Origin of the sequence: Brumimicrobium mesophilum (assembly GCF_003025005.1) — a bacterium.
GTDB classification, from domain to species: domain Bacteria; phylum Bacteroidota; class Bacteroidia; order Flavobacteriales_D; family Crocinitomicaceae; genus Brumimicrobium; species Brumimicrobium mesophilum.
Window position 1 is genome coordinate 286,121 of record NZ_PVSS01000003.1, and the last position, 15,505, is coordinate 301,625.

At 33.9% G+C, this 15,505-nt stretch carries 9 protein-coding genes; 3 read left to right on the top strand and 6 right to left on the bottom strand.

Going from position 1 to position 15,505, the window contains the following annotated elements:
• Nucleotides 1–123: 123 nt before the first annotated feature.
• The 3 genes from C6368_RS04650 to C6368_RS04660 all read left to right on the top strand — a co-directional run bounded on the left by C6368_RS04650 (nucleotide 124) and on the right by C6368_RS04660 (nucleotide 2,285).
• Nucleotides 124–327, top strand: coding sequence for a hypothetical protein (locus tag C6368_RS04650; RefSeq protein ID WP_234369082.1), 204 nt, complete (start codon nucleotides 124–126; stop codon nucleotides 325–327).
• Between the two features lie 157 nt (nucleotides 328–484).
• Complete coding sequence (locus C6368_RS04655) at nucleotides 485–994, top strand: NADPH-dependent FMN reductase (RefSeq protein ID WP_107038009.1); 510 nt, start codon at nucleotides 485–487, stop codon at nucleotides 992–994.
• A 94-nt stretch (nucleotides 995–1,088) separates the two neighbouring features.
• A complete protein-coding gene (locus C6368_RS04660) occupies nucleotides 1,089–2,285 on the top strand; it encodes a glycosyltransferase family 4 protein (RefSeq protein ID WP_107038010.1) in 1,197 nt (398 codons plus the stop codon).
• A 71-nt stretch (nucleotides 2,286–2,356) separates the two neighbouring features.
• On the opposite strand, the gene C6368_RS04665 is transcribed toward C6368_RS04660, so the two are convergent.
• From C6368_RS04665 to C6368_RS04690, 6 genes are all read right to left on the bottom strand, one after another.
• Nucleotides 2,357–3,874, bottom strand: coding sequence for a lipopolysaccharide biosynthesis protein (locus C6368_RS04665; RefSeq protein WP_107038011.1), 1,518 nt, complete (start codon nucleotides 3,872–3,874; stop codon nucleotides 2,357–2,359).
• A 3-nt stretch (nucleotides 3,875–3,877) separates the two neighbouring features.
• Nucleotides 3,878–4,594: an O-methyltransferase gene (locus C6368_RS04670; protein WP_107038012.1), complete on the bottom strand. Its 717-nt coding sequence runs from the start codon at nucleotides 4,592–4,594 to the stop codon at nucleotides 3,878–3,880.
• 313 nt (nucleotides 4,595–4,907) lie between these two features.
• Nucleotides 4,908–5,345 (bottom strand): LNS2 domain-containing protein, encoded by a 438-nt coding sequence (locus tag C6368_RS04675; RefSeq protein WP_107038013.1) that lies wholly within the window; start codon nucleotides 5,343–5,345, stop codon nucleotides 4,908–4,910.
• 97 nt (nucleotides 5,346–5,442) lie between these two features.
• The gene (locus C6368_RS04680) at nucleotides 5,443–7,173 is read right to left on the bottom strand and encodes a serine hydrolase (protein ID WP_107038014.1); all 1,731 of its coding nucleotides are present in this window, start codon (nucleotides 7,171–7,173) and stop codon (nucleotides 5,443–5,445) included.
• 154 nt (nucleotides 7,174–7,327) lie between these two features.
• On the bottom strand, nucleotides 7,328–9,730 hold the full coding sequence (pbpC, locus tag C6368_RS04685; protein ID WP_159038435.1) for a penicillin-binding protein 1C: 2,403 nt from the start codon (nucleotides 9,728–9,730) through the stop codon (nucleotides 7,328–7,330).
• Nucleotides 9,731–9,732: 2 nt separating this feature from the next.
• Complete coding sequence (locus C6368_RS04690) at nucleotides 9,733–15,318, bottom strand: alpha-2-macroglobulin family protein (RefSeq protein ID WP_107038016.1); 5,586 nt, start codon at nucleotides 15,316–15,318, stop codon at nucleotides 9,733–9,735.
• Between the last annotated feature and the right edge of the window lie 187 nt (nucleotides 15,319–15,505).

A 15,505-nucleotide genomic window follows, 5' to 3' on the forward strand; every position in this document is an offset into this window, starting at 1 on the left:
AAGAAAAGTATCCAAAATCAGTTTTTTTTAGCAATAATTTTTGAAATAATGGATTCAATCAACATGTTTTTATAATTTTGAATTATGCTTTTTTACCAACAAATAATCCTTGTTTTTGGAATTATGATCTTATCATTAGGATGTAATCATCAAGCTGAAATTGAAAACGATGTGAATGAAGTGCTAATGAATATTGACAGTACACAAATAGAAATTGAAGATTTAGAACCACACATTTCAATAGATTCATTAATGAAAATAGAGGAGGAGCTGGATGCGAAGTTAAAGGACCTGGAAATAAAAATGGATTCTAGTATTTCAATGTGATTCAGTTGTTCTCTTCGGCAGGACCTGTGTTTGCGTGTGACCATGTTGACTGAGCCCTTCGAAGGCTACATTTAATATCCCTTCGAAGGCAACTACCCAAAAGTCAACATCAAGACACTAAAAAATCATTATCTTGCTAGATAAATAGAGATTAAACATGAGAATCCTGGCAATATCTGGTTCGGCAAGTAAAAATGGGAGTAATTACCAACTCTTAAAAGCAATTAAAACATTGTTTAAAGATGAGCATTCAATTGATATAGTTGATTATTTATCTGAATTTCCATTATTTACAACCGAACGGCTAAAAAGTGGTATTCCTGAAAAGATTAAAACATACAAAACACAATTAACAGAAGCTGAAGTAGTAATTATTTCCACTCCTGAATACACACATAACATTCCCGCAGTGCTGAAGAATATGATAGAGTGGTGCACACATTCTGGAGAGTTTTCAAATAAAAAGATTATTCCTATTACTTTTACTCCACATGAACCAAGGGGAGAACATGCCATGAAATCCTTACTTTTTTCGCTTTTGGCTTTAGAATCGAATGCGATTACTCAACTGCCTTTGTATAAAACAGATTTTCATATAAATGAGCAACAAATTGAACTTACGGAAGAGGTTAAAGAACTGCTCAGAGCAGCGTTTGAAATGTTATGAATTTAAGGCTTCACAATAGAAAAACCTTTGTTTATATAATCAAAACTGAATAATATTTCCATTGATTTATTAATTTAGCTGAAAACTGTGTATTATGGCCAATTCTAATATTCTGATGTTACTTGACAATGAATTTACAAGTGATATGAGAGTCGAAAATGAAGTTATGTCGCTGAGTAAATCTGGCTTCAACGTAACTGTTTTATGTCTCAATCATGGGGACCAAAAGCCAACCGAAGATTTTTATGGTGCAAAAATCATTAGAATTCCAGTTTCATTGTTCAAGAAAAACAAAATGAAGGGATTGGGTAATACGCCCTTTGATTTTTGGATTTCCTTTTGGTATAAACACATTAAGAAAGTAGCAACAACACAGGATATACATTTTATTCATGCGAATGATTTATATATGTTGCCACCAGCTTTAAAAGCACGACGAAAGTTAAGGACCAAACCAAAAGTAGTTGCAGATTTACATGAGAATTATCCTGAGGCCTTAAAAAACTATAGATACACGCAAATTTTCCCAGGAAAATATATTATTTCAATTCCTAAGTGGGAAGCATCAGAAGTAAAATGGCTGAAAGAGGCTGATGCAATGATTACTGTTATTGAAGAGGCGAAGGACAGGTATCAAAACCTTGGAATTGAATCTAGTAAAATAAATGTAGTTCCTAACTATGTCAACATGGAGCATTTCAATGTGGCCGATATTGATCAGAATATTGTTGACAAATTTGAAGGCTTTATGACACTAACGTATATCGGAGGATTCGATTATCATAGAGGATTGGAAAGCGTTATTTCTTCCATTCCTGAGATAATAAAATCAATACCAAATTTTAAATTGATCTTAGTTGGTGCTGGGTCAAACAAAGAAGAATTGATTGAATTAGCGGAAAAATTAGATGTGAGTAAGTATGTTTCTTTTGAAGGATGGCAACCTCCAGCTACACTTTCTAGTTATTTGAAGGCGACTAATATTGGATTAATACCTCATTTAAAATCAAAGCATACCGACAATACTATTCCACATAAGCTTTTTCAGTATATGCTGCTTGAACGTCCAATTATTTCAAGTAATTGTAATCCTTTAGAAAGAATTATTACCAAAGAAGAGTGTGGTCTTATTTACGAATCCAATAATTCTGAACAATTGGCAGAAAAAGTAATTCAACTTCTCAAAGACGAAGAATTGCAAGCTAAAATGGGGGCAAAAGGACATGAAGCCGTTTTGAAAACCTATAATTGGGACGCAGCAGCCATTAGTTTAGTGAATATTTATAAGTAAGGTAAATAAAGGATCCCCAAGATTTTAACCATTCTAAGGCTTGTGCAATTATTGAATTAATTGTGATAAGCTTATTTTCTCAAGAATACTGTTTTAAGCAGCTTGTCAATCATCTGGTTTAAATCTTCTGAAACCTTGGAATAATAAACAATCGGTAAATAAATAATAGTGATTAAACTCCCTTTAATGAGAAGGTTGATAAAATGATTTTCAATATTGGGAATTACTTCCATCAATAAAGTTAAACCAACAATTAATAGAATGATTTTAATTGTACTCGTTGAAAATGGATGGATTTTAAAGTATTTATAAACAGTAATTAAACGCATTAAGTTCACGAAAAGTATTGTTCCCATCGTTGCAATAGCTGCTCCAGTTATACCGTATTGTGGAATTAACCAAAGGTTGATGCCTACACCCAGAAAAATAGAGAGAATAATAAAATAAGTGTTTAATTTATATTTTGGTGAAACAGCTATAATTTCATTGTTCACACCTGTAACCATGTCCAATAATTGACCAATTCCAATAAATAGAACTACATATTTACCAAGTTCGAAGGATTCAGGTAAATAACCGAAAACCGAATACATATTGGACCAAACACCAATAAAAATATAGCCACCAATCACCAAAAGTGTAATGCTACTTTTTTTGTATATCTCAGTGATTTCTTTAAAATCGTTTGCTTGGAATGATTTTGATAAAACAGAAACAGAAATACTCTTTAAGCTTCTCGCGGGAATGATTACAATCATACCAAATAAAAACATTGTTCCGTATATTCCAACTTCAGATTCACTGAGGTAAAAGTTTACCATTAAGGTATCTACATAAAGAAAAAGTGAACCACCAATTGTTGTTAAAGTCCCAAAAAGAAGAAGGTTGAGGAATTCCTTTTTTTCAATGGAAGAAAATCTTGATTTTTTCTTTCGACCCAATAAGTCTATTTGATGGACCTCTTTGTCCACGTCTTTCTTCTTTTGAAAATAGTAAATAATGATGATGGGGAAAAACAGGTATAAAATAATGTAGAGATAAATAAAGGTTGAAAAGTTGAAATATTCTAAAAACAAAGCAACCAATAACACTAAGACTCCTAGTTTATGGAAAATATTTTGAATGAAAGCATCAATGATAATTTCATTTTGCATACGGTAATAACCGAAAATTGCACTGTAGAATATACGAGCTACAATGGTTAAGTAAACTAATGTGAGAAATGTTGTTCCTTTAGTAAATCTCAGTGAATCACTCTTTAGATTAAATAAACTATCAACACCAAATATATAAAAGGGGATGGCTAATAATGAACCGAAAATAACCACCTTTATGGCTACACCATATAATTTTGAGCGCTTTTCTTTTTCTGAATCAAATTTTTGATAAGATCGAATTAGGAGTTGTCCAACACCTAAAGAAAATATCCCAGAGAAAACTCCTGAGACCGCAACTATCAATTTGATTAATCCGATTTGATTCGTGTCTAGTATTTTAGGCATTATTAATGCCGAAGTCACAAACCCAACAACAACTCCAATATATGAAAATATAGCAGATATAGTTGATTGCTTTTTGATTACTCCCATTTACTATGGTTTTATCCAAAAAGTTGTGTCGGTTAAACCATTACTAGTAGTGTAATTGTCCCAAGCTCCTAAAATTTCGAAAACAATAGAATAACGTTTTCTTTCAGAGTTGTCCAATACCATTAAACCACCTGATTTTAACTTATCAATACTGTAAAGTACACATTCTGGTCTGGCTCTTCCATCAACTAAAATAAAATCAAAATGCTCATCCTCAAAATCGGCTAAACTTTCGAAGTAATTTTGAAAATCCCACATGATATTGGCAGCACATTCTTGTTTAAGGTAATTCTCTAATTGGGGAGTTAATGCTTTATTTTTGTTATTCTTATCTACTTCAATGAATCGATAATCAATATTCGTAATGCCTTTCTCTTTAAAAAGATCAGTTACTTTTTTATACCAAGGTTCGTAATGTTCAATACACACCATAGCTTTAGTACGTGCTGCAAAAAATATGGTGCTTATTCCACTTCCAAATTCTGCACCTACTTTGTCTTTATCGAGCCATTCATCAAAAAAAAGCGTAGCAGGGGGTGAAATCCAAGGGGATGGATTGTTTTTCTTTCTAAAAGATTTGAATCGTAATTTTATTATTGGTCTATAGATACGGTATCTCCAATATTCACTTGACATCCAATTTTTATCTCTGAGATAATTGGTTTCTGAAAATCCACTTTTTTTTTGGAAATATTTTAAGCGATTAATAGTATCTTTCATTTCTATTTATTCTTTAGTATCTGAAAAACTCAAAATATCAGATGTAAGAAACAAAAATATAAATTTTAGTGGATTGCAATCACTAAATGTATATTATAAATCAATACAACATTTATTTAACTGATCAAATAATTAGATCTATCTACAATTATTTTTTGTTTATGGCGTGGCCATCATTGATTATTTCATGCTCTTTTCAAAATTATTTATTTTCTCCTATTTGGTTTTAGAATTGCGAAAAGGAGTATATATTTAGGACAATAAAAAAGGTTAGAAAATGAACTCTAACCTTAAAATAATAATTGAAGTCCTACTATTTGTCATTAAACACTTCAATAGTATGTTCTCTATTTACTAAATCTGTGAATTTCCCATTAAATTTTGTTGCTTTCACCAAGTGGTTATCAATCCAATGGTAATTTCCACCTCTTGGTTTTTCATACAATACTGAACTGTATTTAAAGCCATGTTTGTCAAGCCATTTTTCGGTTACTTCCTTGTGTTCAAGTGTTCTTGAAGTAAAGAATGTAATGATATGTCCCTCGTCATACCATTTATTTAGGGTTTCTAAAGCATCCAGATAAGGTTCACAAGTTGACATTCTTTCAGGTTCTTCGTTAGGAACATCTTCTGTAATTGTACCATCAATATCAATAAGGTAGTTTTTTACGTCATCACCCAGTTGTGGACTTATTTTATTCCCCTTTTCGTCTAATAATTCTTTTAGTTCAGTATTCTTTTTGTCGCTCATAATTTGTGGTTTTAATTAAACGAATCAATTTATTCAACTATAATTCATAAATATAAAAATATCCATAACCTAGTTGCGAATTTTTCTGCAGCATTATTTAATCTTTATTCTTCTTTCCCACTAACTCTTGTCCAGCTTGAAATAAAGTCAAACTTTCAACCTCACCAGCCTCATTTCTGTTGAAAACAATTTGAGCATCAACAACTTTAAGGTAAAATTCATTTTCAGATGATGGATAAATAGGATTAGCTCCCTGACCTGTTGCTTGAGCAATCAATTGATTCCCTTCTTTAGTAATCGTGAGAATGAAACCCGGAACCAATTCGTAATTCCCAACATAACTTTTCAAAGTGGCAGATGCTATTTTTACTTCTTTTTCGAATTCTTTAGTATCCACACCTAATTTTTTGAGCATTTCAATTCCATTGGTATTGCCTGGAAATAATTCGAGTGACTTTTTATAATTTGCAATGGCTTTTTTGTTTTCGTTATTGAGCATTAATGCCTCAGCATAGCTGTCATAAGCATTAAATGATTCCGGATAGGCTTGAACATTTAAAGCTAAAACAGCAACTGCTTTATCGATTTCATTCTTTTGAATGTAGAAATAACCCAAAGAGTTCAATTCATTTTCCTCAAAGTTATATTGGTCTTTTTCATTTTCAGAAATGTTCCAATAAGATTTGGTGGCTTTCTTAATGCTTTTGTTATCCAAAAGTTTTCTCATTTCTAATGATATGGAAGGTTTTGGTTGTATGAGTGTTTTTGAAGAATCGAGCATGTACATTCCCAAATCCGTAATTGGAGCGGCTGAGTTTGTTAGAACAATTACACCGTAATCCCCATTTTTTATGAATCCGGTGAACGCTCTATATCCTCCTGTGGCTCCATTGTGCCATATTATTTTTGAATCATTTTTTTCTTCGATGATCCATCCGAGTCCTACCTTTTGCTTGATAGAATCACCACTTGAAATTTTATGGGTCAATTCCAATGCTGGAAATAAATTAGTGGTTACTATTCCCATATTCGCAGAAAGATACTTTGCCATATCCAAGGCAGAAGAACGAATTGCTCCTGCTCCAGCTAATGTTGGTAAATCCCAATTTTCAACTTGAACACCATTACTGTGACCGAAAGCTAGGTTTTTTTTCATTTCCGGTGTCAAAACGATACGGGTATTTCCCATGCCCAAAGGTTTTGCAATAATATCCACCATTAATTCTTCATAGGATGATTTACTTTTAGCAGCCAAAATATTTCCTAATAATCCTACGGCGTAATTTGAATATTCAAACTGACTTCCAATAGCTCTTGGTAGTTCATAAGTGTTTAAAAATTCATACATCTGTTCTACAGAATAATCACCGTAAGGATTGCTTGGATTTGATATAGTCAAGTTACCCGGAAGTCTAGCCAATGAAGAGGTGTGGTTGGATAAATGAAATAATTTGATGGACTCACCATTTTTAGTAGGTGCGTTTATCCCATTGGGAAGTAAATTCTGAATTGGATCGTCTAAATTTAATTCTCTTTTTACAACGGCATCAGCCAGTAATAAGCCCGTAAAAGTTTTGGTGATAGAGCCAATCTCAAAAATTGAGTTTTCATCCACTTTTTCCTCTGTTTCAAAGGACTTCACACCATAACTGTGGTATTCTGTTCCTTTGGAAGTAACAATTCCTACAACAATTCCAGTGTTTATTCCATAATCCACCCGAGCCTTAATGTTATTTTTAATTTCTTCTGAAATAGTGGGAGATTGAGCTTGGGAGATGAATGTAAATCCGAGGAATAATAGGAGAGTGGATAAAATGGAGTTTCTCATAATGCTTTGTGTTTTTTAGATTTTAATAAGTTGGTGTTTGGTATTGAAATAATGAATTTACAAATAATATGTTTAATAATGCTAAAGGAAGTTGTGCAAAACGACCCTACATTATCTCTTCAGTTGATGATTTTTCCTCAGATTTCCTCATCCTTCAATCCTCCAGAATAGTAAATAAAATCTTTTTCTGATTCCCTAATTCATCCATGACTGTCAATAAATGTTGTCCTTCAACGGGTAAATATTTAATGCTGTGATGACCTTTTGTTTCTCCCAAATACTGATTGTCAATATGCCAGAACAAAGTTACAGAATTGTCTGGATGTGAAGCTTCAAAGATAATTCCTTTTGAAATTCCATCTAGATCTAGTGTTCCAATCATTTTACTGTTGTGCTCAGGATAAATAATTGTGAAAGTTTTCTCTTCTGCAATCCCTTCACATTCAGGATGGAAGGAAGGAATAACTTTGTAATTTGAATGAGCGTTTTTGTAGAAGTATGCCTGCAAAGGCGGTAAGACAAAACGAGAAACCGTTTTTAATTTAGAATCTTGAGCACAACCTTGATGATATCGAAATTGTTCCTTAGAGTCAGTTAGAAATACTTCGTGAAAATTGCATGAAGGACCGCGTAAAGCCATTTGATGAACCTGAATAGTATCGATTTTAGTACAATTTACTGTGTTTCGGTGTCCACTTTCTTTACAAATGCTCATTTTTACTAATTCATCATACGGTGGAATAAACCAACTTCTTTGTGTGGTCAAATATGAGAAAGCATCAAACATAATTGGTCCAGCGGCTGTGGTTCCAATTATGCCAGGACGACCTTCACCAGTTGCGTTTCCAACCCAAACAGCAACTACATAATCAGGAGTACAACCAATTGCCCAAGCATCTCTATTTCCATAACTCGTTCCTGTTTTCCATGCAATTTTTGAAGAGGATGAATACTGTTCCCAAGAAGCCTCCATATGTGGTCGATTTACAGATAATAATGCTTGGAAAGTTTCATAAATAGAAGCGGCATCAAATTTTGAAGTCGTTCTTGTTTTAACTGCTCTGCTCTCATTCTCACCTTGTGAACCATTCTCATGCCCCATTTTTTGACTTCGAAAAACTTCTGCATCCTTCCAAGTGTTAGAGTTATACTTATTTTCTTTGTTGTAAAAATTCAATGTTTTCGCCATTCCCGAATAAGCATTAGCAACATCCCAAAGGGAAGATTCAGCCCCGCCTAAAATTAGAGATAAACCATAATGTTGTGCACTTTTTGAAACATGTGTTTGTCCAATTGATCTTAATTTATGCAAGAATTTATCGATACCATATTGTTGAAGAAGGTAAACAGCAGGTACATTTAGAGATTTCGCAAGTGCATCTCCCGCTTTTACGGCTCCTTCGTTTCTTTCATCATAGTTTTTAGGTGAAAAGTGATCGAAATTCATTGGTACATCAGGAATCAATTGGTTATTATGTATCATACCTTCTTGCGTCAATGCGGCAAATAAAAATGGTTTTAAAATGCTTCCCGAACTTCTTGGTGCACGAACAATGTCTACATATTTCTGATGACTATTTTCTATTGCTGAATTTCCAATATAGCTTACAACTTGATTCGTTTTTACATCGATAACTAACATGGCCGCATTGTGAATGTAGTTCTGATTTAAATTTCTTTGGTGTCGTCGTAATAGTTGGGTTAACTTTTCCTGTTTACTATCATCTAGGGTTGTTGTAATTCTTTGACCTTTTCTACCATTAGCAATGGCGTTGGATAGTAAATGAGGAGCAAGAGAAGGTAAAGTTTTTGGAGCACCAATCAAAGGTTCTTCTAATGATAACTCATAGGTTATTGCATCAATTTTTTTATGTGCATACAACGTTGTAAGTACTTTATTTCTTTTTTCAAGTAAAATTGATCGGTTTTTTCCAGGGTGAACTAAACCTGGAGCATTCGGAAGAACAGCTAAAGTTGAAACTTGTGCCCAAGATAAATCATGTGGAGGCAAACCATAATATCTCCAAGAAGCTGCTTCAAGTCCAACTACATTTCCTCCGAAAGGTGCGTGAGAGGCATATATAGTTAGTAATTCTTTTTTACTATAACGAAACTCCATACGAAAAGCCCAAATTGCTTCAACGAATTTATTGTAGAACGTTCTTTCACTATTTCTAGCCATTCTAGCAATTTGCATCGTAATTGTACTTCCTCCACTTACAACTTTCTTAGCTTCGAGGTTACTAATTACTGCTCGACCGATTGCTCTAAAACTTACACCAGTGTGGGCGTAGAAATCATGGTCTTCAAAAGCAATAATTGCCTCATTAAATTTGATTGGTGTACTGTCCATTTCAGGAAAACGCCATTGACCATCTGAGGCAATTCTAGCATTCATTAATCTGCCGTCTTTACTTAATAAAATAGTAGAATTAGGACTGCTGAATAACACAGTAGGTAAGCAACCTAGAAAGTAGACTAAAAATGCAAATAGAGCAAAGTAAGTCAACTTTCTAGGGGCAAAGTACAAGCGATATTTACCAAAATTTAAACGCACGATTATCTTCCGCCTGGCGAAACAACTTTAACTAAAGCTCCTTTTTTCAAAGAAGAAATTGTGGCATCGTACATTGCTTCTACGTGAACTGCAGGCATGTAATACTCTCCAACATAAGCTGCATGAAGATTGATCTTGATTGTTTTACTTTTGTTTTTTCTTAAATCGAAATAAGTATACACCCTATCATCACGAATGTCTTGATAATCGTACAAATTACCTTCGTTTCCAGAATAATTCATGTCCATTCTTTGGTTGTGAATTTCCCAACCGCTTGGGAATATTTGTGAAAGAGCCAGTTCTTTGTAGTCTCCTCTCATTCCAGGATTTGAAACTGTTACCTCAACTGAGAAGTCGGTACCTTGTTCAATATTTTCAATATTTATGATTTCATTGGCAGTATTTCGATAAACAACTTCCAACTTTAGGTTATTAGAATGAGAAACTTCATTTCCAGCCAAAGGAATTCCCGTAGCAATCAGTCGTGTAAATAAGTAACTTTCGCCATTGTTTTTAATTTTCACATTTGCAGTTTTTTGATTACCATTTACTTTTAAATCTATCAATTCAATAGCTTTAGAACTACTGACAATTACTGTTTTACCATTGTAAACAAAAGAAGCCTTCATTCCATCTTTTGGTTTGTTTTTTTCAGTAAATAATGCAATTGCCATTAAAGAATAGGCTGTTGTTTGAGTACTCATCCATCTGTCTTTACTCAGTGTTTCAGAAAGCGATCTCACCAATGCCGCAGCTTTAGATTTTTCACCCATTAGGGTTAAAGTTTCAATAATCATCGCTTGATCACGGTCGTTATTTCCATAAGTATAACTTAACTCTGTATATGGTTCAACTTTTGTAGATTTATTTCTCACAATTTCCTTGGCTACTTCATTTTTTCCAGCGATTTGATAAGCAGCGGCTAATCTCCAGGCAGCTTGCACAGATAAATCACTTTGAGTACGCAATTTATTCATTGCACTTAAAACAGGTTCACCGGCTAAAGCCAAAGTGTACAGTCGATATGCTTGTGGTAAATCGGAATTTCGGTAATTGTTGTGGTTACGAGAATTCCAATTCTTAGCTTGATTCTTTTGGTAATTGATCCACTTTTCTTTTATACCATAAGGTAAAGCATATCCTTTTTTCTCAGCTTCTAGAATGAAATGTCCCGCGTAGGTAGTTCCCCAGTCGTTTGAAGTTCCTGATCCTTGCCAATAGGCAAATCCGCCATCATTCAATTGATGTTTTTGAATTTTATTGATTACAGAACGCACATTATTGTCAATTCTAGACTTAGTTTGTGTGTCAATATTCATTAAGGATTCCAAATACAGTTGTGGAAATGCGCCAGAAGTCTTTTGTTCCAAGCAACCATGAGGATAACGAATTAAATACCCTAGGCGTTTCTCTAAATTGATGGGAGGGATGGTCGATAATTCTAGCTTCGCAGTATTACTGTTATCCATTCCTGGAAGTGTTATGCTATTTGACCATTCTGAACCACCTTCAATGGTACCTTCATTGTAAATCGTAATTGGAAGGTTTGGTTGACGCACTTCAAGATCAATTTCGTAAGTAGATTTCTCGTTTCCACTGGTTGCAATTACCTCAACTTTAGCTGCACCAGTAATTGTGCCTACTTCCAAATCAAAATAAACCACTTGGTCGCCAATATTGTCAAAAGTGATTTCCTTTGATGAAGAACCAGTAACTTTCACTAAACTATTCGTTTTCACATGTAATCTTACGTTTTTCACCTTTTTATCCATTGCGAAAACGTTAACTGGCAAGGAAACCTTCTCTTTTGGTCCTAAAACACGCGGTAAAGTAGCCAAGACCATCAAAGGTTTCTTTACAGGAGTTGTTTTTTCAGTACTTCCGTATGTACCATCTTGACCAGCAACAACCATGGTTCTCACAGAACCAATATAGTTTGGAACGTTGATTTTGTGTTTTGCTGTTCTTCCTCCACTTAATTTGAAGGGACCTAAAAAACGAACCATTGGTTTAAATCGAATTGGACTATCATCCCCAGGATTAATGTTTTGATCTCCACCAATAGTTAGGATGTTTTCCACCTTTGCTCCATAAGCTCCAATGACATGGTCAAACAAGTCCCAGGTTTTTACTCCAAGTGCTTCACGAGCATAAAAGTGATTCCAAGGATTAGGTGTTTTGAACCTTGTTAAATCTAATAATCCTTCATCTACCACCGCAATTGTGTAGGTCATGTCACGACTGTTTTTTTCCATTACTTCTACAGTAAATGAAGTCTCAGGTGCTAATTCATCCGGCATTTTAATTACTGGTTCAAGAATTGTTAATGGATTTTTAACCATAATTGGTACTACACCATACATTCTCAAAGGTGCATCATTAGTTGTTTTATCGTGTTTTTGTAAGAAAGTAATGTGAACATAGCAGTTAGGTGCTAAGTCTTTAGTTATAGGTAATTCAAATGAAGTTTCACTCCCAATTGTCTCAATCCAAAATGCATCAATAACTTTATTACCGTTTTCTATACTAATTAATGCTCTTCCATAAGCGGCAGAGGGAAAGCTTATTTTTGCTTTTTCACCGGTTAAATATTCTTTTTTATCTGCAGAGAAAACCAGCATATTGGCTCCATCTGGTGTTGCTCTCCCTGATCTAGACATCCAACTAGGCCAATCAAAGTATGTCATTATTCCAGTTGAATGACCACTATTTTTATCCGTTACTTTTATAAGGTAGCGACCCCAATCATGTTTATCTATTTTTGTGGAAGTCGTTCCTTCTCCGTTTGCATTGGTGGTAATGAATTCTCGAGAAATAGGAGTGACGTTGTTTCTATTGATGTAGCTAGCAACATTGTTTGATCCACTTTGCCACCACCAGCTCCATTCAATTCTATAAACTTCTACTTCAAGCTTTCTGTTTCCTTTTTTTACTCCATTTTTATCTACAGAAACAATTGGAAACTTATAAGTGGAATCAGTTTGCAATGCTCCGTATCTATTGATTTCGGGAGATTGAATACCGACAAAATAATCATATGGTGCATAATTTACGGCCATTTGATCTGAACTGAAGTCACCACCTCTTTCAAAAGTACGAGTTTTGAATATTGCTTTTAACATTCCTGGTGCTTGGTCTTGAACTTCAATTTTTTCACTGAAGCTCAATTTTCCTTCTTCATTTAATTTTTTCTCTAAGAATTGAAATTCAGAGGGGTAAAATGACTTGCTAGGATCATCGAATGTGTAATTTTTTAAATTTTTAAAAATTGTATTGGTAGACACAAACTTTAAGGAAATGTCAGTTTTCAATTGTTTTGCTGGTGCTCCATGTAACCATTTCACAGTTAAATCTCCTTTAATGTAAGGATCTGAAGCGCTAATTAAGTCATTGTTTAACTTTAAGTTTACCTTTAGTCTGTTGGGTTTAATTGTCTCAACCTTAATTGTTTTGTAGAAAGTTGCTCCACCAACTTGAACTTTTGCATTCCAGTTTCCAGTTGGTGCGTCCGAATCTGTTGGTGTGGTGAAGTTATAAAATCCATTCATTGATTCTTTGCGAACTTCTCTTTTTACTAATTGACCTCTTGCATTGTGCAATTCGAAAATAACAGGGTGATCGGTTGGAATCATTCTATCCTTGTCTTCCAAGATAAAGTTCAGGAAAAGTGTGTCTCCGGGTCTCCACACTCCTCGTTCACCGTAAATAAAACCTTTAATGCCTTCTTGAACTGAAGCGCCATCAATATTAAATCTACTCAACGGCAATGAGTTTCCATTCCCTAATCTCAAATATCCTTTTTTAGTATCATGTTCTATTACAATGAAAAAAGGTGTTCCATCTAAAGCTTTAGTTTTAAGTAATCCATTTAAGTCAGTTTTATCTTTGGTGATAAGTTGTTGTTGATAGTCGTAAATTTTAACTGTTGCACCTTGGATGGGTAATGCACTTACGATATTGGACACGGCAACAAAGACTTGTCCGTTTGTTCCTGTTTTGGCAATGATTCCAATGTCTGAAGCAAAGATGTTTTTAACTACACTTTTGTTGCGGTAATAAGAGTGCGAACATGGATCATCTTGTCGGCGGTAATCATATCCATCGAAATAATCATAATTGTAATAATCATACCCCCAATCGTTTACATATTGCCATTTGTCAGCTTCTGCATTCTCCTTTTCATCCCAATCTGTTTCATCTCTTTGGATGTCAGATTCGCTTTCTACACCATTGCAAGGATAAACAGAATGGTGTTTTCTAAACCCAATTTCAATTCGGTAAATTGCATCTTGATCCACTTCAATATATTCAGAAAGGTCAAGGTTAAATCGATTCCATTTTCCTAAGTCAAGTGGTTTGTTTTTAGATAAATAAATAGTTTTCTTGCGAATTACTCGACCAACGCGCTTCAATTCATCACTACCATCATAATCGTTGTTTTGGAAAAATTGATTCATATTGTTTTTAAATATTTTAATAATTCGAAGGTCTACTGCTTTGATGTTAACAGCTTCAAAAGGAACCATCATATTATTTGAAGAAGGCAATATCGATCCTTTACCAACTAGTCGAACAGCCGGTTTAATGGCTTTAAAATCAACAGTTATGATATCTGTTTTTTTAAATTTATAACCCTTTGCATTTTGAATAGCTGGATTCAATTCTATTTTGTGCGTTCCTTCTAGTCTTCCTGGAGGGTATATTCGCAATTCATTAGTAGAAATCGCAGTTTTAACGTTTTCGGACCCTCGAATTTCAACCAAGCCTTTTAAATTTTGGTTAGTCAATAATGGGTCTGAGAAACGCAGCAAAACATATTGTTCTGGATATTGAATAACGGTTGTTCCAATAACTTTAAAGTCTCCTAAAGCTGGAACTTCATGTTTTATCGATTGCTCATCTTTATCTCCTTGAGGGTAAGTATTCCATATTACTTTTATTTCGCTTGATGTCTTTTTTCTAGGAATACTATCAACAACTAACTTGTATAGTTTTTCATTGCCTTGTTTACTCCATTTAATTTTTTTACTCTCCCCATTAACAGTTATTTTAATGTTCTCACTTAAAGTTTTAGTTGAAATAATGTCAGCTGTGATTGCAGTACCTAAAAATTGATAATAATCCATAGATTCATTCGAATAGCTCTTCAGCCCAGCCACTTCAAAATTAATGGCTTGTTTAACTATACTGAATGGAAACTTGAAAGTTTTTAGTTCTTTTGGAACATCTGCTACCTTTCCTAAGTCAAATTCAACCCAATAAGTTTCACCCGATTTAAACCTTTCTTTTGGTATAAATTCTAGAGTGTATTGATCTTTCCAAACTGTTTTTCCTTCAATAGAAGGTGTAATACTTATGAAACTCTCTTTAATCTCTTGATTTGGTGTTATTTTCTGTACGTATTGCTCAGTAAGTTGAATTTTAATTGGAGCTGCTGAAGAAATCACTCCAGAAGTAAAAGAACTAATGTGTTTTTGATATTCTGGATTAATCACAAAATTTTCAGGATTATCTTTTCCACAACCGGATAAAATGATGATTAAAGTGAAAAGAAGTAGTGAACTGCGTTGAATGGAGTGTGATATCATACTTATATATTAAAACGTTTTAAAGAATTTTGTTTTACACTTTTGTTAAGTGTATAAACATTATGAAATTAAACAGAATATAGCGGGAACTATGTAAATGATAGGGCTAATTTATCAACAAAATCGCATTCATGTTGATAAAGTGGTTGGGATTGTTGATTGTGGCTTATTGGCACGCGGATGACGC

Bases quoted from the DNA above. Each gene is read 5' to 3' on its own strand.
- C6368_RS04670 (WP_107038012.1), bottom strand. From the start codon at position 4,594: ATGAAAGATACTATTAATCGCTTAAAATATTTCCAAAAAAAAAGTGGA.
- C6368_RS04680 (WP_107038014.1), bottom strand. From the start codon at position 7,173: ATGAGAAACTCCATTTTATCCACTCTCCTATTATTCCTCGGATTTACA.
- C6368_RS04660 (WP_107038010.1), top strand. From the start codon at position 1,089: ATGGCCAATTCTAATATTCTGATGTTACTTGACAATGAATTTACAAGT.
- C6368_RS04650 (WP_234369082.1), top strand. From the start codon at position 124: ATGATCTTATCATTAGGATGTAATCATCAAGCTGAAATTGAAAACGAT.
- C6368_RS04690 (WP_107038016.1), bottom strand. From the start codon at position 15,318: ATGATATCACACTCCATTCAACGCAGTTCACTACTTCTTTTCACTTTA.
- C6368_RS04665 (WP_107038011.1), bottom strand. From the start codon at position 3,874: ATGGGAGTAATCAAAAAGCAATCAACTATATCTGCTATATTTTCATAT.
- C6368_RS04675 (WP_107038013.1), bottom strand. From the start codon at position 5,345: ATGAGCGACAAAAAGAATACTGAACTAAAAGAATTATTAGACGAAAAG.
- C6368_RS04655 (WP_107038009.1), top strand. From the start codon at position 485: ATGAGAATCCTGGCAATATCTGGTTCGGCAAGTAAAAATGGGAGTAAT.